The organism is Streptomyces sp. NPDC002076, assembly GCF_053593835.1.
The window spans coordinates 66,370-84,959 of the sequence record NZ_JBSFDI010000028.1 but is presented as its reverse complement, the minus strand read 5'-3'; the positions used below and the strand labels follow the sequence as shown (position 1 = coordinate 84,959).

General features: G+C 72.6%; 12 protein-coding genes. 6 read left to right on the top strand and 6 right to left on the bottom strand.

Annotated elements, in window-relative coordinates; genetic code table 11:
* Position 1: 1 nt before the first annotated feature.
* Positions 2–7,315, bottom strand: a complete 7,314-nt coding sequence (locus tag ACWCQS_RS39620) for an SDR family oxidoreductase (protein WP_451008987.1) — start codon at positions 7,313–7,315, stop codon at positions 2–4.
* Between the two features lie 387 nt (positions 7,316–7,702).
* Positions 7,703–9,577, bottom strand: coding sequence for a ricin-type beta-trefoil lectin domain protein (locus ACWCQS_RS39615; protein ID WP_451008986.1), 1,875 nt, complete (start codon positions 9,575–9,577; stop codon positions 7,703–7,705).
* 280 nt (positions 9,578–9,857) lie between these two features.
* On the opposite strand from ACWCQS_RS39615, the gene galU reads away from it, so the two are divergent.
* Positions 9,858–10,835 carry a UTP--glucose-1-phosphate uridylyltransferase GalU gene (galU, locus tag ACWCQS_RS39610; RefSeq protein WP_451009018.1) on the top strand — a complete coding sequence of 326 codons (978 nt, stop codon included), beginning with the start codon at positions 9,858–9,860 and terminating at the stop codon, positions 10,833–10,835.
* 61 nt (positions 10,836–10,896) lie between these two features.
* Here galU and ACWCQS_RS39605 read toward each other — a convergent pair whose 3' ends face one another.
* Positions 10,897–11,349: a DUF4442 domain-containing protein gene (locus tag ACWCQS_RS39605; RefSeq protein WP_451008985.1), complete on the bottom strand. Its 453-nt coding sequence runs from the start codon at positions 11,347–11,349 to the stop codon at positions 10,897–10,899.
* A 126-nt stretch (positions 11,350–11,475) separates the two neighbouring features.
* On the opposite strand from ACWCQS_RS39605, the gene ACWCQS_RS39600 reads away from it, so the two are divergent.
* Positions 11,476–12,489, top strand: a complete 1,014-nt coding sequence (locus tag ACWCQS_RS39600) for a hypothetical protein (protein ID WP_451008984.1) — start codon at positions 11,476–11,478, stop codon at positions 12,487–12,489.
* Between the two features lie 362 nt (positions 12,490–12,851).
* Here ACWCQS_RS39600 and ACWCQS_RS39595 read toward each other — a convergent pair whose 3' ends face one another.
* Positions 12,852–13,961 (bottom strand): PP2C family protein-serine/threonine phosphatase, encoded by a 1,110-nt coding sequence (locus tag ACWCQS_RS39595; RefSeq protein ID WP_451008983.1) that lies wholly within the window; start codon positions 13,959–13,961, stop codon positions 12,852–12,854.
* Positions 13,962–14,095: 134 nt separating this feature from the next.
* On the opposite strand from ACWCQS_RS39595, the gene ACWCQS_RS39590 reads away from it, so the two are divergent.
* Entirely contained in the window at positions 14,096–14,581 is a 486-nt protein-coding gene (locus tag ACWCQS_RS39590; protein ID WP_451008982.1) for a MarR family winged helix-turn-helix transcriptional regulator, read from the top strand.
* 99 nt (positions 14,582–14,680) lie between these two features.
* Here ACWCQS_RS39590 and ACWCQS_RS39585 read toward each other — a convergent pair whose 3' ends face one another.
* On the bottom strand, positions 14,681–15,331 hold the full coding sequence (locus ACWCQS_RS39585) for an FMN-dependent NADH-azoreductase (protein WP_451008981.1): 651 nt from the start codon (positions 15,329–15,331) through the stop codon (positions 14,681–14,683).
* A gap of 125 nt (positions 15,332–15,456) precedes the next feature.
* On the opposite strand from ACWCQS_RS39585, the gene ACWCQS_RS39580 reads away from it, so the two are divergent.
* The 3 genes from ACWCQS_RS39580 (at position 15,457) to ACWCQS_RS39570 (ending at position 17,661) form a co-directional block, all read left to right on the top strand.
* On the top strand, positions 15,457–16,125 hold the full coding sequence (locus tag ACWCQS_RS39580; protein ID WP_451008980.1) for a nitroreductase: 669 nt from the start codon (positions 15,457–15,459) through the stop codon (positions 16,123–16,125).
* Between the two features lie 98 nt (positions 16,126–16,223).
* Entirely contained in the window at positions 16,224–16,952 is a 729-nt protein-coding gene (locus ACWCQS_RS39575; RefSeq protein ID WP_451008979.1) for an SDR family oxidoreductase, read from the top strand.
* 43 nt (positions 16,953–16,995) lie between these two features.
* Complete coding sequence (locus ACWCQS_RS39570; protein ID WP_451009017.1) at positions 16,996–17,661, top strand: nitroreductase; 666 nt, start codon at positions 16,996–16,998, stop codon at positions 17,659–17,661.
* Positions 17,662–17,720: 59 nt separating this feature from the next.
* Here the strand turns inward: ACWCQS_RS39570 and ACWCQS_RS39565 are convergent, their stop codons facing one another.
* The gene (locus ACWCQS_RS39565; RefSeq protein WP_451008978.1) at positions 17,721–18,566 is read right to left on the bottom strand and encodes a spermidine synthase; all 846 of its coding nucleotides are present in this window, start codon (positions 18,564–18,566) and stop codon (positions 17,721–17,723) included.
* Between the last annotated feature and the right edge of the window lie 24 nt (positions 18,567–18,590).

Here is an 18,590-nt window from a genome sequence, read left to right as displayed (position 1 = left end):
GTCACCAGCCCGACGCGGTGTAGACGACGGCACGGGCCGACGGTTCGCCCCAGGCGAGTTCCCGCAACAGGGCCGCGGTGCCCTCGTCGGGGTCGATCAGCTCGATCCCGCGCCGGGCGTACTCCCGGCCGAGTTCCGCGCCGACCATGCCGCCGTGCGTGGCGGCCGGCGCCCAGGGGCCCCAGTGGACGGTCAGCGCGCGAGCGCCGGTCCGGGCGGCCCAGTCGGCGCCGAGGACTTCCAGGGCGTCGTTGGCGGCGGCGTAGTCGGCCTGGCCGCGGTTGCCGAGCACGGCGGCGATGCTGCCGAACAGCACGGTGAACGCGGGTGCGCCCGGCAGGTCGTCCAGGGCCGCGAACAGGGCGGCGGCCCCGGCCGTCTTCGTGCCGTAGACCCGCTGGAAGGACGCGGGGGTCTTGTCGGCGATCAGCCGGTCCTCGATCACCCCGGCGGCGAAGACGACCCCGTCGAGCCGGCCGTGTTCGGCGTGGATCTCCTTGACGGCCCGCAGGACGGCGTCGCGGTCCCGGAAGTCCACCGAGCGGTAGCGTGCCTCGCTGCCGAGCGCGCCGAGTTCCGCGAGGGTCGCGGTGATCTCCCGCTGAGCGAGGACCAGTCCGGCGGCCCGGTTGATCTCGGCTGGGCCGGGCGCGCCCGGTCCGGCGGCGAGCGCCGCCCGCAGCTCGACCGGGGTGCGCGCGGCGGCGGTGTGCGGGTCCTCGGGTGCGGTGGGCGCGGGCGTACGGCCGAGCAGCTGGATACGGCAGCGGCTGGCGCCGGCCAGGGTGGCCGCGAACCTCGCGGTGATGCCCCGGGCGCCGCCGACCAGCAGGACCACGGAGTCCCGGTCGAGGCCGAGCGCTGCGGCCTCGGCGGCGCCGTCCCCGGCGGGTCCGGCACCGGTGGCGGCGAGCGGGCCGAGAGGCGCGGGCACCAGCGCGAGACCCCGCCGGGCACCGGCCGCCGTACGGAGGACCACGGGAGCCGGTTCGGGCGCCCGCAGCTCGGCGAGCAGGGCGTCGGCGACGGCCGCCGGGGCGGTGTCCGCGACGGCGACGACCCGTGCGAGCAGGTCCGGGTACTCGCGGCCGACGCTGCGGAACAGGCCGTCCAGTCCGGCCGACCGGAGAACGCCGGCACGGTTGGCTGCCGGCAGAGCGCCCGCGCGATCGTCGGCCCGCAGGGCGCCGTCACGATCGTCGGCAGGCAGGGCGCCATCAAGGTCGGTGGCCCGGACGGCGAGCAGTCGGCGCGGGCCGCACGCGAGCGCCGCGCGGAGCACCGGGAAGGCGTCCGGCAGCACGGGGAGGTCCGGGCCGGGCAGCGCACCGAGGTACACGACGTCGTCCACCGGGCCGTCGGCCGCTGTGAGGAGGTGGCCCGCGTCGAGCAGTACGGCTTCGGCGCCGTGCTCGGCCAGCCGCGCCGCGGCCTCCGCCGCCGCACCCGCACCGTCCCCGAGGAGGGCGAAACGCCGGCCGGACAGGGCGTGGTCCTGTGCGTCGGCGGCAGCCGGGTCCGGCTCCGGGAGGGGCACGGGCCGCAGCTCGCAGCGCCGGGGCGAGACGCCGAGGGCCGGGGCGGGGGCGTATACCGCCTCGGCCGGTTCCCGGGTGGGCGGCGCCGCCGCGTCGGTGAAGGCCGCCTCGGTCTGCTCTTGCGCGTACCCGGCCTGGCCGCCGGTGCTGGACTCATCGTGTCGGCCTTGCCCGTGACCGGACCGCGCCCCCATCCGCGCCGTCAGCCACCCCGTCACCGCGGCCGCCGTACGCGCCTTGGCCAGTTCCTCCATTTCGGCGTCGTCCAGTACCTCGGCGCCGCCCGCGATGCCCAGCCGCCTGGCGAGTTCGCCCGCTATCTCGGCCCGCTTGATCGAGTCGATGCTGAGGTCGGCCTCCAGGTCGAGGTCGGGCTCGATCATGTCGACGGGGTAGCCGGTGCGTTCACCGATGATCTCCAGGACGACCCGCTCGACGTCGTCCACCGGTCCGGCCGACTCGGCTTCAGCCGGTGGTGGTTCAGGTGTGACCAGCTGCGGAAGCGGTGCGGATGGGACGGGCGCCGGCGGTGTCACGCCGGGTGCCGCGCCGAAGTAGGTGAGCAGGACATCGCGCTGGGCGGTGATCATCTCCCGGCTGGTGCGCAGGAATTCGGAGATGAGCGCGTCCCGGTCGGCCGGGGTGCCGTACGGCTGGTCGGTGGTCACGGTCGTCTCCACGACTCGTCGGGCCGGTGCGAGGGCACCGGGCAGGAGTGCTCCGTCGGCGGTGCGGACGAGGTGTCCGTCGACCGTCCAGCCGGGTCGTTTCGGTGCATGGCCGCGCAGCGCGTCGACGGCGTCGCGGCCCCGCAGGAGCCAGGAGGTGCGCACGGGCTGTCCTGCGACGGCGAGCCGGGCGAGGGCGTCGAGCCAGCCGCGCAGGCCGCTGTCGGCGTCCGGTTCGCAGGCGATCGTGCGGTGCGGGCGGTCGCCGAGGATGCGTGCGACGAGCCGGGTGAGGACGGTGCCGGGGCCCGCCTCGACGAATATGCGCGCACCGGCCTCGTACATGGCCTCGATCTGGGCGGCGAACGCGACGGGGGCGCCGATCTGGGCGGCGAGTTCGGCGCGCACGTCGTCGGGGTCGAGCGGATAGGGCGCGGCGGTGCGGTTGGCCCAGACGGGGAACTCGGGGGGCCGTACCGTCTTGTCCGCGAGGATCTTGGCGAACCGTTCCCCCGCCGTGGCCACGAGCGGGCTGTGGAAGGCACAGGCCACGGGGATGCGCCGGGCGCCGAGCCCCGCGTCGCGCAGCAGCCCTACGGCCGCCTCGACATCCGCCGTCGGTCCCGAAATCACCGTCTGCTCGGGTGAGTTGAGGTTGGCGACGACGACGGAGGCGGGTGCGCCGGTCGTGTGCAGGGTACGTACGACGGTCTCGGCGGGGGCGCCGACGGCGGCCATGGTGCCCGGGTCGTCGCCCGCCGCCGCCAGGATCGCGCCGGCTCGCTCGGCGCTCAGGTCGAGCAGCGTCTCGGGGTCGAGGGCGCCGGCTGCGGCGAGGGCGACCAGCTCGCCGTAGCTGTGTCCGGCGGCCTGGTCGGGGTGGACCCCGGCCGAGGTGAGGAAGGCGTGGGCGGCGAGGCCCGTGATGCCCAGGGCGGGCTGCGCGGCCCGGGTGTCGGTGAGGGCGGCCCGGCGGCGCGCTCGCGCGTCCTCGTCGAAGGCGGCGGGCGGGTGGACGGTGCCGGCGTGCGCGCCACCGAGGTCCAGGTAGTACCGCAGCTCGGGAAGGTGCACCAGGAGCTCGGCGAGCATGCCCGGGCGCTGGCTGCCCTGACCGGGGAAGAGGAAGGCGACCTCACCAGCCACCCAGCGGTCGCCCTCCCCGGCCACCGAGCGGTCGCCCTCCCCGGCCACCGGGTGGGCGACCTTGCCCGCCGTCGCGAGAGCGCCCGCGCCCGGCACCGGGTCGGCGAACTCGCCAGGCGCCGGGGCGGCGGCCTTGCTCTGGAGCACGTCGGCGTTTCGGCCCGGCATCGGGTCGTCCAACCCGCCAGGCACCCGGCCCTCGATCACGCCCGGCACCGGACCCGCGACGCCCCCCTCCCCACGGTCCAGCACGCCGTCCCGCACCGAGTGCGCGGCCTCCCCCTGTGCCGGGGCGGCGGGAGCCTCCCCCTCCGCCAACGGGTCGGCGAGGTGGATGCCGGCGGCCGGGTCGTGCTCTCCGGCGAGGAGCCGTCGTAGCTGGTCGGTGAGTTCCTCGGTGTCGCCGGCCACGAGCGCGGCCCGGACCGGTTCGTGTGAGGTGTCGGCGCAGTGGGCCGCGGCGAGGGCGAGGTCGCGCAGGCGCCAGGGGGCGCCCTCGGCCTCGGCGGCCCGGAGGATCTCGGCTGCCTGCCGGTGGGCCGCCGTCGTGTCCCGGCCCCGGAAGAGGAACAGCTCGGCCGGCCAGGCGTCCACAGCCTGGCGGGGTGGTACGGCGTCGGCGTGGGCGGCCAGCACCGCGTGGAAGTTGGTGCCGCCGAAGCCGAACGCGCTGACTCCGGCCAGGCGTTCGGCGGCCGGTGCCGTCCAGGGACGGGCGCGGGTGTGGAAGGCGAACGGGCTGTCGCCCTCCGCCCAGGCCGGGTTGGGCCGCTCCAGGTGCAGGGTGGGCGGGATGACACCGGTGTGGAGGGCGAGGGTGGTCTTGATGAGGCCCGCGAGGCCGGCGGCGCACTTGGTGTGGCCGATCTGCGACTTGACCGAGCCGAGCGCACAGCCGCCCGTCCCCGCCCCCGCCTCACCGAACACCTCGGCGAGGACGGTGAGTTCGGTGCGGTCGCCGACGACCGTACCGGTGCCGTGCGCCTCCACCAGGCCGACGTCCGCGGGCGAGACACCGGCGTTGCGGTACGCCCGCTCCAGCGCCGCCCGCTGGCCTTCCGGGCGGGGTGCGGTGAGGCCGAGGGAGCGGCCGTCGCTGGCGGAGCCGAGGCCCTTGACCACCCCGTAGATCCGGTCGCCGGCGCGTTCGGCGTCCGCGAGCCGTTTGAGGACCAGGCAGGCCACGCCCTCGCCGAGCGCGATGCCGTCGGCGGAGGCGTCGAAGGCACGGGAGCGTCCGGTCGGGGAGAGCGCGTGGACGGAGGAGAACAGGACGTAGTCGTTGATGCCGTTGTGCAGGTCGGCGCCACCGCACAGGACGAGGTCGCTGGTGCCGGAGACGAGTTCCTTGCAGGCCACGTCGAGGGCGGCGAGGGAGGAGGCGCAGGCGGCGTCGACGGTGAAGTTGGCGCCGCCGAGGTCCAGCCGGTTGGCGATCCGCCCGGAGATGACGTTGGCCAGCATGCCGGGGAAGGAGTCCTCGGTCAGGTGGGGCAGTTGCTCGTCCAGCCCGTCGGGCACGGTGCCGTAGTACTTCGGCAGTACCGCGCGCAGGGTGACGGCGTTGGACAGGTCGCTGCCCGCCTCCGCGCCGAAGACGACCGAGGTCCGCGCGCGGTCGAACGCCCGCCCCTGTTGCCCGTATCCGGCGTCCTCCAGCGCCCGCCGGGCCGCCTCCAGGGACAGCAGCTGGACGGGTTCGATGCTGCCGAGGGAGGCGGGCGGAATGCCGTATTGCAGCGGGTCGAAGGGGATGCGGGGCAGGAATCCGCCCCACTTGGAAGCCGTGCTGCCGGCCGCGTGGTGCACGGCCGGGTCCCAGCGTTCGGGCGGCACCTCGGTGACGGCGTCGCGGCCGGTGACGATGTTGGACCAGAAGGCGGCCAGATCGGGGGCCTCGGCGAACATGCAGGCCATGCCGACGATGGCGATGTCCAGCGGTGCAGGCGGCTCCGGCTCGGCGGCGGAAGCCGCGTCCGGATGGGCGGCCCGCCGCGTCCGGACATCGCCGGCGCGCCGCGTCAGGAACTCGGCGGCGCCGTCGGTGACCGAGCGGTGCAGGTCCGCCAGGGTGGTGGTCGCCGAGCGCAGGACGGTCACCTCGCCGGCCATGAACATCCCGTCCGTGAGCTGCCGTTCCTCGGCCACGGTCGCCAGCGCGCCGTCGGCTCCGCGCTCGACGCCCTTGCTGGCGATGCGCAGCCGGCCCACGTTGAGCCGTTCCAGCGCCTCCCAGACCTCGCGGTCGGTCAGCCCCTGCGCGCGTAGCGCGGCCTCACGGGCACGGTAGTCGGCGGTGAAGGGGCTCGGGACACAGCGGGTGGCGTGGCCGGGGGCGGTCTCCAGGAGGGTGGTCATGGTGGCCTTGAGCACCTGCCGCTGGAAGAGGGGCCGGACGGCACCGTGTGTGACGGCCTCCTCGGTGAACAGGTAGGCGGTGCCCATGAGCACGCCGACGGCGGCGCCCCGGGCGGTGAGCGGTGCGGCCAGGGCCGCGACCATGGCAGCCGACCGCTCGTCGTGGACGCCGCCCGCGAAGAACACCTCCAGCCGCCGGGCGGTCGCGCCGTCGGCGTCGGCCAGGAAGTCCTGCAGTACGGCGAGTTGGGCCTCCCAGAGGGGGAAGGAGGCCCGCGGTCCGACATGACCGCCGCACTCGGACCCCTCGAACACGAACCGCCGTGCGCCCGCGTCGAGGAACTGCCGCAGCAGGCCGGGCGAGGGCACGTGCAGGAAGGTGTGGATCCCGGCCCGCTCCAGCGTCTCCGCCTGGGCGGGCCGTCCGCCGGCGATGATCGCGTGCGTGGGCCGCAGTTCCCGTACGGCGTCCAGTTGGGCGTTCCTGATCTCCTCGGGCGCGAAGCCGAGCACGCCCACGCCCCAGGGCCGCCCGTCCAGCGCGGCCCGCGCCTCGGTGAGCATCGAGCGGGTCCGCTCGCCGTCGGCCAGGGCCAGCGCCAGGAACGGCAACGCCCCGTCCGCGGCGACGGCCGCGGCGAAATCCGCCTGGTCGCTGACCCGGGTCATGGGCCCCTGCGCGACGGGGAGCCGGGTGCCGAGGGCCCGGCTCATGGCCGACCCGGGGCGCAGCACGGTGGCCGCACCGCCGTCGGCCACGGCGTGCATCGCCGCCGACACCTCCCGCACCGACCGCCGTACGTCCCCGAACCGTTCGGCGAACCGGGCGGCGAGGAAACCGTCCTGGCCGACCGGCAGCAGCCGGCCGCGCAGATCGCCGGCGCCCAGCAGGGACGCGACCGCCTCGGGGTCGTCCGCCGGTGGCCGCGGGGCGTCCGGCCCCCGGCGCCTGAGGACCCGGTGGCCGCCGAGCACCACGGTCTCCGAGCCGTCCAGGGAGCGCAGCACCGACCGGACCGTCTCGGACAGCCCCGACTCGGCGAGCAGGGCCAGCTGGCTGTCGAGGACCACCCCGGCGGCACCGCCGGCCACGGCGGCCGCCGCGCTGCGCGGGCCGATGCCGCCGCAGGCCCAGAGCGGGACGCGGCTCGACTCCTCGTCGGACAGCAGCTGTTGCAGCAGGACGAAGGTGCTCGACGCACCGACCCGGCCGCCGCTCTCGCCCCCGCGGGCGATGAGCCCCTGGGCACCTGCGCGCAGGGCCGCGTGCGCCTGCCGGATGTCCGTGACCTCGGCCAACACACGGCATTCGGAGGGCAGTTCGGTCCGGGACCAGGTTGCGTCCGCCGTGCGGACCACGGTGTCCGGGGCGTCGCCGAGCTCGGCCGGGGTCAGGGCGCAGCGCCCGGTCACCCGCACCCCGAAGGGGCCTGGGGCCGACCGTCTCAGCCGGGACAGCGCCTCTCGGGATCTGCGGTCTCCGGTGCCGAGGTCGAGGATGCCGAGCGCGCCGGCGGCGCAGGCCGCGGCGGTGAGACCGGCGTCGGGTTCGGCGAAGGGGGTGAGGCACAGGACGAGGTCATGGGGGCGCACAGGCGAGGTCATGATGCTCCGGCACGATCGGCGAGACAGCACGGTGGGGGGTGTGCGGCGGAACGCTCTGGTGCGAGGGCACCGGAAACTAGCCTCGGGCTACTCACGGGTCAATAACGCCGCCCTCTTTTCGTGCCTGGTGACATGGATTCGGCCAGTGGGTCGAATTCCGCGCAAGAACCGGAAAACGCGGTAATTCCCCTCACCGGTGCGTACGGGGGACCGCCTGGGCCCCCGCACCACACCACCATAACCCCGGCAAAGTGCCCGCCCGCTTCACCGTGCACTCACCCCGCCGCAATGCGGCGGGACATCCACTCGAAGTCTGTAAATTCCGCGTGACTTCGGCGCCGTGGCTCGATCGCGGTCAGGGGCTCCGGGGACGTCCCGGGTCGCGCGTCAGCGCAGCGTTCCGCCCACGGTCGCCGGTACGGCGGCGATCGTGGCGGCGGGCGGGAGGGCCCGGTGCACTGCGCGCACCGCCCGCGCGGGCGGCACGGACCCGGTGCGCCGCCGGCCGCGGTCGGCGCGGGCCTGGGCGATCCGGGTCTCGTTCGGCTCGCCGGACTCCCCCGGGGTGTCCCGGGGCGTCGGGCCCTCACCCTGTGAAAGTCCGTCGCCCTTCGAGGAGCCATGGTCCTGCGAGAATCCATGGCCGAGCGAGGACCCATCGCCCTTGGAGAACCCCGGCTGCCGGCCACCCGGCGTGTCCGACCCGCCCTGCACCGCGTCGGGCCGCCCTCCTCCTGTCCCCTCCGCCCCCGGTCCCAGCACCCACCGCTGCTCCGGCGAACCGTCGCGCGGTGCCGGCACGACACGGGCGGACGCATCGCCGGTGCCGGGAGCGGGCGCGAGGCCCGCGTACCGAAACGGCAGGATCTCGCCGCGCACGGTGATGCCGTACACCATCTCCCCTGTGTGCGAGACGCACGCGGCCGGCACGACGCGCTGCGTCCCGGGGGCGGCGGCCAGGCACAGGGACGGGTCGGCGGCGCTGCGCGGCGACCCGTCGTCCTGGTACGACCACTGTTGCGAGGCAGCGGAGGAACACGGCGCGAGCCCGACGCCGGCGCCCTCCCGCACGCCGTCCGGAAGCACGTCGGGACAGCGCCCGGAGCTGAGGCCGCGCAGGCCACCGTGGGCCGGCTCGACGGGTTCGCCGGCCGGGGCGGCGGACGGGGCGGTGGCGGCCCGGGGTCCGGTGTCGCCCGGACGGGTGGTGTGGCCGGCCGGGGCACCCCAGGTGGCGCCGGGCGCGGGGACACCGTTGTCGTCCGACCAGCTTTTGGCCACGAGGACGGTGGCGAGCAGCGCCAGCGAGGTCAGTCCGATGCCGATGACGACCGCCTTGCGGTGGCGGCTGCCGGGCCCGGTGCGGTGTCTGCCGCCGGCCCCCGCTCCCGTCGGGGCGGCTTGCGGCGCACACGGCAATTCCTCGGCGGCACCGCGTCCGGGGCGCGAGTCGAGATAGCGGCGGGCGCCCCAGCCGAGCACGGTCTCGGCGAGCAGGAGGCCCAGGCCCTCGTCGAACAGCCCGAAGGTCTCGGCGGCGTGCCGGCAGTAGGCGCACACCGTCAGGTGCTGTCGTACGTCGGGCAGCAGGGCGCCGCCACGGCGCATGGGAACATCCAGGAGCCGGTTGTAGAAGCGGCATTCCTTGGAGGGCGCGAGTTCTCGGTGGGCGCGTACGCAACCCGTCCGGAATTGCTCGCGCGCCTGTTCCCGGGCGGCCGTCGCGGTGGCCGGGTCGATGCCCAGCAGACCAGCAGGTATGTTTATGGGTTCGGCTTCGACCTCGGTGTGCCACAGAAGGCATTGCGAGGCGCCGGGAAGTGCCCGGAAGGCGCGTTCGGCGAGTTGTCGCCTTTCCGGTGTTCCGGGCTTTGTCGCACGCAGTCCGCGCCCTCCGGCGGGTTTGCGCAATTCCGGCAGAGTCGCGCAGGCCACGTCGTCCGCCGCCCAGGCGCGGACGATGTCGCGGACGGCGACCAGCAGTTGCGGGCGCAGGGCGCCGCCGACCACTCCGCCCGCCATCCGGCCGAGGACCTCGTGGAAGGCCGCGGTGGCCACGAGTTGCGGCGTGGGACCGGCGGAGGCCAGGCAGACGACGGCGTAGTCGCGGGCGGCCCGCCAGTGGCGGGCCAGCAGCAGGGCGACGGCGTGATGGCGGACGGGATGCGGGCCGCCGAGCCTGGCGGCGAGATTGCGGTCGGACTCCCCGGGCGAACCGGGCAGCGGCGGATGGGGCGGGCGTGGGGGGTGGGGGGGCTGCACGGAACCATTTCCTTCCAGCCGCAGGACCGCACTCGAAATGCCGTCCTGTCGGAAAGCAGTGCCGATGGGGGGCATGCCTGGTTCTGGTACATACCTGTAGGGCCGGCCTTGGCGTTCGACGCCTGGCTTTGCCCTCCCGCGGGAAGGCTCACCTTCGCACACGCGACTCACAGGAAACAAGAAGTTCGATTGACCCGGCTTCACATCCGGTGAATTGCAGGAGAGTTACCGCCGGTATCGCTTCCACAGCCGGTTCCCAGGTTTCTCCCGGCGTGCTCTCATCCGCGCCGCCGAGGATGGGCCGCATGATCACCCCCACTCCGCAGCGAACCCCGCCCTCGCCCGTACGGTCCGCAAGGCGGTCGTACCGGCCGCCGGACTCGGCACCCGATTCCTGCCCGCGACCAAGGCCACACCGAAGGAGATGCTGCCGGTCGTCGACAAGCCGGCCATCCAGTACGTGGTCGAGGAGGCGGTCGCGGCCGGTCTGGACGACATCCTGATGGTCACCGGCCGGCACAAGCGGGCCATCGAGGACCACTTCGACCACGCGCTCGAACTGGAGCAGGTGTTGGCGGCCAAGGGCGACACCGTGCGTCTGGACGCGGTGCGCGACCCGGCGCGGCTCGCCGACATCCACCACATCCGCCAGGGCGACCCGCTCGGCCTCGGCCACGCCGTGCTGTGTGCCCGCCACCACGTCGGCGACCAGCCCTTCGCGGTCCTCCTCGGCGACGATCTGATCGACCCGGGCGAGACCCTGCTGAGCCGGATGCTGGAGGTCCGCGAGCGTCAGGGGGGCAGCGTGGTGGCGCTGATGGCGGTCGATCCGGCGCAGATCCACCTCTACGGCTGCGCGGCGGTGGAACCGACCTGCGAGGACGGTGTCCTACGCGTCACGGGGCTGGTGGAGAAGCCGGCGCCCCAGGCCGCGCCGAGCCGGTACGCGGTCATCGGCCGCTATGTCCTCGATCCGGCCGTGTTCGAGGTCCTGGAGCGCACCCCGCCGGGCCGCGGCGGCGAGATCCAGCTGACCGACGCCCTGCAGGACCTCGCGGCGGACGGCACCGTGCACGGCGTCGTCTTCGACGGTCTGCGCTACGACACCGGCGACAAGGCCGACTATCTGCGCACGGTGGTCCGGCTGGCCTGCACCCGTCCCGACCTCGGCCCCGATTTCATCGGCTGGCTCAGGGAGTTCGTGGCGGGACTGGAGGAGGGCGCGAGCGGCGGCCGGGACGGACGCCGGGCCGCGTAGCCCGACGCACGCAGGAGAGGGGCTCCTACGAGTGAGCCCCTCTCGAACACCCCATGGGCGCCTAGCCGTTGGGCCGCAGCGTCCAGACGACGGTCATCTCGCCCGTCACGGCGCCGTCCGCGCGGCGGATCTCGATCGCCACGGGGAACTCGGGGCGCTGCCCGGCGTCCAGCTCGGCGACGACCTCGGCGGCCGGGCGGCCCAGCGTGGCGGTCGCGGTGACGGCGCCCATCGCGAGCTTCTTGTAGGCGATGTCGGCACGGACCGCCAGCGGCACCGCGCGGGAGAGCTGGTCCCCGAAGGCGGCCAGCACGATGGCCCCGCTGGCCGACTCCCCGAGGGTGAACATCGCACCGGCGTGCGGCCCGCCCACATGGTTGTGATACGCGCCCTGGTCCGGCAGGGACACGACCGCCTTGTCCGGAGAGGTCTCCACGAACTCCAGGTTCAGCGTCCGGGCCATGGGCACGGTGGCGGCGAGCATCTCGCCGATCGACATCTGGTCTGCGCTCATGGCGTCATGTTACTCACGAGTAGCCGAAACTGGCCAGCACGGGATCGTCGCCCGCCCCTCTTCGCTACGACCCTGACGAGGGCCGGTGACCGAATCGTGTCCCTGGCGGCACTAGGGTTACTCGCCATGTGGCCAGATCAGCAGCCGCCAGGGGGCGCGCCCAACCCGCAGAACAACCCGTATCAACAGCCGGGTTACCAGCAGCCGAACCCGTACCAGCAGCCCGGATACCAGCAGTATCCGCAGGCCGGGCCGTACGGTCAGCAGCCGCAGTGGGGGCAGCCGCAGCCGCCCACCGTGCCCGTCCCGCAGCCGCCGCAGGGAGGTGGCGGGCGCACCAAGCTGATCGCGATCGCCGCGGCCACGGCGGTCGTGGTGGCCGCGGGAGTGACCGGCTATCTCGTCCTCGGCGGGAAGGACGACAAGAACGACCAGGCGGACAGCGGCAAGGGCGGGCAGCACGCCGGCCAGTCGCCCACGTCCCAGCCCGCGGCCAGTTCGTCGGCGACGGACGATCCGCGCGGCACCGGGACGGAGAAGCCGACCATCGCCGGCTGGAAGGCCGTGGTGAACCCCAAGTGGGGCGTGGCCTTCGACGTACCCGCCGGCTGGGAGGTGCAGTCCCCCGGCATGAGCATCGGCTTCGACTTCCCGAAGGGCGAGCAGGACACGGGCATCATCATGTCGGGCGTCGCCGAGGACCAGCCGAAGTGGTGCACCTCCGACGACGACAAGGACGGACGTACCGAGGACACCTCGCTGGGGACCGTGGGCGTCAAGGGGGCCAGCGGCGCCAAGAACACGGACGAGATCGCGATCAACACGCCGGCCTGGTGGATCTACGGCGGTTACACCCAGCCCGACAAGAAGAGCATCTCCTGGGACAAGAAGGCCACGCCCTTCACCACGGATTCGGGCATCAAGGGCAGCTACGCGTGGGCCCAGTCGACGCACACGCCGAAGAAGGGCAAGTGCATCAGCGACGGCAAGGCGCTCACCTTCGGCTTCCAGAACTCGGTGCACGACTACGTGTCGTTCAACTTCTACGGAGCCACGGGAGTGAACGGCGAGGTCCCCAGGGCGACCGTCCTGAAGATCCTCCACACGGTCCGCCTGCACGGAGACCCGACGAACCAGTGACCCCGCGGGGCGGCTTCGGCACCGCGGTCGAAAACGCGCACTGCACGGCGAGCCGGGCAGTCCGGCGATCGCGGGGGAAACCGTTTGCCGACGCGATGTTGCCGACCGGGGCGGACGTCGTGACCGGTGTCGGTGCCAAGGGCTCGCTCGCCGCCGCCGCGTTCGCCGTGCGGTACGCGGGCGGCGACGGCGCGGTCGTGGATCTGGTCGCCGTCTCGCGCACCGTGCAGCGCCGCCACCCGCCTACGATCAGCGGAAACGCCGTCGAAGAACAGAGCCGCCCCATGTCTGCACCAGGCGCGGTGGCGGGCCGCCTGTCGTCGGCAAGGTCGGACCGAGGGCACGCAAGCGGCGGGCTGAGGTCATAGGCACACGACGACCAGGGCGGTGTCGTCGGTGGCGTCACCGGCTGGGAGCAGATCGGCGAGCACGGCGTCGGCGAGGGCTTCGGGCTCTTCCGCCCGGTGGCGGGCCAGGGAGTCGGCGAGCCGGGCGAGGCCGGTGTCGATGTCCTCGCCTCGGCGTTCGATCAGGCCGTCGGTGTAGAGCGCCAGCACGGAGCCCTCGCGGAGGGCCGCGGCGGCCTGGATCCGGGGAGCGTGTTGAAGGCAGGCGGCCAGGGGTGGGTCGGTGGCCTGGTCCAGGAACTCGACGGTCCCGTCCCTGTGCACGAGCGCAGGTGGGGGGTGGCCGGCGCTGCTGTAGGTGATGGTGCCAGTCTCCCAGCCGATGAATGCCGTGGCCACGGTGGTGTTCTCGGCGCCGTCGAGGGTGCGGGCGTACAACCCGAGGACTTCCAGGGCGCGGGCGGGGCCTTCGGCGACGAGGCAGGCGGCGGTGAGGGCGCTGCGCAGTTGTCCCATGACGCAGGCCGCGTGCAGGCCATGGCCGACGACGTCGCCGACGGTGACGGCGATGCGGTCGCCTGGCAGGTCGACCAGGTCGTACCAGTCCCCGGCCACATTCAGCGCTTCGGCGGCGGGCCGGTAGCGTACGGCCGCCGGGTGCCGGTCGACCGGGCGGGGAGCGGGCAGCATGGCTTCTTGCAAGGTCAGCGCGACCTCACGGGCGCGGATGAGTTCGGTGACGTCCTCCACCCGTTGCAGCAGCAGCGCCACCCGCCCGTCCGGGCCGAAGACGGGAACGTTGGTCAGGTCCAGATACCGCTCCTGCCGCACCCCAGGCTGCTCGGGGTCCTCCACGTCGTAGCGCTGCAGCGCTACGGTGTCGCGCTCACCGGTGTCCACCACCTTGCGCAGTGACGTCAGAATTTTGAGCAGGAAGGGGGCAGCGGCGTCGTTCTCGTGGCGGTCCTCGGGCAGGAAGCGACCTACCAGTCGCTCGCGGGTCCCGCCCCGGATGCGCGAAAACTCCGCGTTGACGTCCGCGTAGATCAGCTGCGGGGTCACCAACGCCACGGCCCCGGGGAGGGCCCGGAACACCGCCGTATAGTCGACTTCCGGTTCCGTCATGACTTGCCTGCCTTGCCGCCTCTGTCCGTCTTTTCACGATACGAGCGGGGAGCCACACCTCGCTCAGGCTGACAGGCCACATTTAGTTTCAGGCGATACCATATCGAATGAGTGGACAGCGTAAAGTTGGCTTCATGAGCGCCGACGTTCCTCCCAGGACCACGCCCTCGCGTGTGACCGACCGCCCTGGTGATACCTCACCTTTCGCTCTCGGGCTGCTGCTGCGCCGGGCGCACTGGCGCGCGGCTGCTGTGATGGAGGAGGCGCTTCGGCCGCTCGGCATCGAGTTGCGGCACTTTGCCGTGCTGATCGTGCTTGTCGACCGTGGGCCGACGGTGCAGCGGGACTTGGCGGCGGCGACAGGGTCCGACAAGGCGGGCATCATGAGGATCGTGGACGATCTGGAGCGTAGCGGGCTCGCTGTACGCAAGAGCGTTCCAGGGGACCGGCGGGTGCGGGCGGTGGAGATCACGCCCCAGGGCGTGGAACTTTTCGATGCGGCCCATGTGGCGGCGGAGCCGCTGGCCGAGCATCTGGTTGCCGAGCTCGGTCCCGGCGAGCCCGAGAAGCTGACGGATCTACTGACCCGGATTGCCTATCCCGCAGACGGTGAGGCGTAAGCGCGCCTGCGCACTGGTTGCACCGTCGGAGAGGGCACAGCCGGCGAGGCCGTGTGACCCCTCGCCCCAGGGCGTCACACGGCACCCATGGCCGTGGGGTCACACGGTGAGGCGCTGTGCGAGCTCCTTGGCCTTGGTGATCGCGCGTTCGAAGGCACGCTCGCGGGAGGCCTCGTAGAGGGGGACCAGTTCGGACATGGCCGGGTTGCGGGGGGCCATGGTGAGTTCCGGGACGATGAAGTCGAGGTCCAGGCCGAGAGTGCCCTCGAGCACGGCCTCCAGGTAGTTCTGTACGAAGTCGCAGCCCTCGCGCGGAGTCCCCGGCGCGTAGGAGCCGCCACGGCTGGCGACGACGATGACCGGGGTGCCCTGGGCGGAGGGGGCTTCACCGGCGGTGCGACCGAGCAGGAGCACGCTGTCCAGCCACGCCTTGAGGGTCGAGGGGATCGAGAAGTTGTACATGGGGGCGCCGAGCAGGACGACGTCCGCCTGCTCCAACTCTTCGATGAGCTTCACGCGCGCGGCGAACGCGGCGGACTGCTCCGGGGTGCGCTCGGTGGGGGCGGCGTATCCGGCGGACCAGGCGTCGGCAGTCATGTGCGGGACAGGGGCGGCGGCGAGGTCGCGGTAGATCACCGTGCCCTCCGGATGCTGTTCCTCCCAGGTCCTGCGGAAGGCGGCCGTGACCGAGCGGGACGAGGACGTCTCGCCGGGAAACACGGACGAGTCGATGTGCAGCAGCGTGGCCATGGACCTTCTCCAAAGTGGCTGGGGATTTGTGCTCGACGATAGTTAAACACGAGATGGTATTGAGTGATACCATCTTGCATGTAACGGAAGCAGAGGCGTTTCAGCAGGCGAGGAGTGGGACGGTCATGGACGTCTATGAGGCGGTCGGGAGCAGACGAGCGGTGCGCGGATTCACCGATCGGGATGTTCCCAGGGAGACGCTGGAGCGCGTGCTCTCCGCCGCGGCCTGGGCGCCGTCCGCGTCGAACCTCCAGCCGTGGCACGTCTACGCGGTGACCGGCGCGCCGCTGGCCGAGATCAAGAAGCGCGCCGGCGAACGCCTCGCCGCGGGCGACCCCTGGGACGAGCCGGAGTACGAGCAGTACCCGCCGGCACTGAAGTCCCCGTACCGCGAGCGCCGGGCCGCCTTCGGCGAGCAGCGCTACGGCGCACTCGGCATCGCTCACGAGGACACAGAGGCGCGCCAGCGGGCCGCTTCGGCGAACTGGGACTGTTTCGGCGCGCCCGCCGCCCTGTTCTGCTACATCGACCGCGACCTGGGACGGCCGCAATGGTCCGACGTCGGCATGTATCTGCAGACCGTCATGCTGCTGCTGCGCGCCGAAGGACTGCACAGCTGTACGCAGATGGCCTGGGCGAAGTTCCACAAGACCGTCGCGGAGACCCTGTCACCCCCGGACGAGCTCATCCTCTTCTGTGGTATGTCGATCGGGTTCGAGGACACCACGGCCCGTGACGCCCGTACGGGCCGGGCCCCACTCGACGAGACGGTCACCTTCGTCGACGGTCTCTGACGCCACCCTTCCTCAGTCCCATGAGGCGCCTGTTAACCACACCCGCTTAGTCGCACATATGCCATATTTGCCCACATAATCCCAACGGAAGGCATACCATGAAGATCGCAGTCATCGGCGGTACCGGGCTCATCGGATCACAGGTCGTCAAAGACCTGAACGCTGCCGGGCACGAGGCGGTACCCCACTCGAAATCCACCGGTGTCGACGTCATCAGCGGCCAGGGACTCGACCAGGCTCTCGCAGGAGCCGACGTCGTCGTCAACCTGACGAACTCCCCGACCTTCGACGAAGCCTCCCCGGCCTTCTTCCAGACCTCGATGGACAACCTCCTGGCCGCGGCCCACAAGGGCGGCGCCGGGCACTTCGTCATCCTCTCGATCGTCGGGGCGGACCAGGTGCCGGAGCTGGACTATTACAAGGCCAAGGTGCTCCAGGAGAAGCTCCTCGCGGCCGGGCCGGTGCCCTATTCGATCGTCCGGGCGACGCAGTTCATGGAGTTCATGGACGCCGTCCTGTCGTGGACCGCCGACGGCGACACTGTCCGGTTGCCCGCCACGCCGATCCAGCCGATCGCCTCCAAGGACGTGGCCATCGCGGTGGCACAGGTCGCCGCGGGTGCCCCGCTGAACGGCATTCGCAACATCGCCGGCCCCGAGATCTTCAGCCTGGACGAGCTGGGCCGCATGACCCTGTCCCACAGGGGCGACAACCGTACCGTCGTCACCGACCCCGCTGCCGGCATGTTCGCCGTCGTCAAGGGTGACGTCCTCACCGACAAGAACGCCCACCTCGCCCCCACCCGCTACACCGACTGGCTTTCCTGACCCGCTCGCATTCTCTCGGAGCAGATGAGGGAGGTAGATGATCTTGGATGTCTATGAGGCGGTCATGAGCCGACGGGCGGTTCGCGGGTTCACCGACCGACAAGTCCCGCGGGAGGTGCTGGAGCGTGTGCTCTCCGCCGCGGCCTGGGCGCCGTCCGGATCGAACCTCCAGCCGTGGCATGCCTATGTGCTGACGGGCCCGCCTCTGGCCGAGCTCAAGAGGCGCGCCGGCGAGCGTGTGGCCGCAGGCGACCCCTGGGACGAGCGGGAGTACGAGATGTACCCGGCCGCACTGAAGTCCCCGTACCACGAGCGCCGATCCGCCTTCGGCCATGAGCGCTACAGCGCACTCGGCATCTCGCATGAGGACTGGGAGGCGCGCCAGCGGGCCGCTTCGGCGAACTGGGGCTGCTTCGGCGCGCCCGCCGCCCTGTTCTGCTACATCGACCGCGACCTGGGACGGCCGCAATGGTCCGACGTCGGCATGTATCTGCAGACCGTCATGCTGCTGCTGCGCGCCGAAGGACTGCACAGTTGCCCGCAGATGGCGTGGTCGGTGTATCGCAAGACCGTCGCGCAGATCCTGTCACCCCCGGACGAGCTCATCCTCTTCTGTGGCATGTCGATCGGGTTCGAGGACGCCACGGTGGGCTACATCCGTACGGGCCGGGCGCCGCTCGGTGAGACGGTCACGTTCGTCGAGGGTTAGGTTTTCCCGGACGTCCGCACGCCGGTCCGCCGCAGCCGGCCGCCGCCTCCCCGGCCGCGTCAGCCGATGCCGAACGCCCCGCCGGGGGGCTCGGGGGACGGTACGGCGTCGGCGTCCTCGACCGGCCGGGCGGCACCGGTGAACTCCCTCACCGCGGCCCCGTGTTCGACCCGCGCGGGAAAGGCGTCCGCGGCGGCACGGCGGGCCAGCGCGGCGGTGTCGAGGGGCCGGTGCGCGGCGGCGAGCACCGCGTTGCCGAACCGCCGCCCGCGCAGCACCGCCGGCTCGGCGATCAGCACCAGCTCCTCGAAAACGGCGGCGAAGGTGGCCAGTTGGGAGCGCAGGAACCCGAACGGCGCGGCGTCCGCGAGGTTGGCCAGATAGACCCCACCGGGCCGCAGCACCCGTTCGGCCTCCCGTGCGTAGGCGAGCGTGGTCAGATGCGCCGGTACCCGGGACCCGCCGAAGACATCGGCGATCAGCACATCGGCGTGGTCGTCCGGGGCCCCCTCCAGCCAGGCCCGGGCGTCGGCGGCGTGCACCGCGACGCCCGAGCCCTCCGGCAGCGGCAGATACTCGGCGACCAGCTCCAGCAGCCCCCGGTCGGCCTCGACGACGTCCTGCCGCGAGCCGGGCCGGGTGGCCGCCACGTACCGGGGCAGTGTCAGCGCCCCTCCCCCGAGGTGCAGCACATCCAGCGGCCGCCCGGCCTCGGCGACGGTGTCCAGGACATACCCGAGCCGACGCGCGTACTCGAACTCCAGATACGCCGGCTCATCCAGATCGACGTACGACTGCGGCGCCCCGTCGACGGTGAGCAGCCAGGCCCGCGCACGATCGACGTCGGGCATGAGTTTGGCGGTGCCGTGGTCGGTGGTGCGGGAAACGGGTATCGGTTCGTTCACTTGTCCATTGTGGTGTCCGTGGGG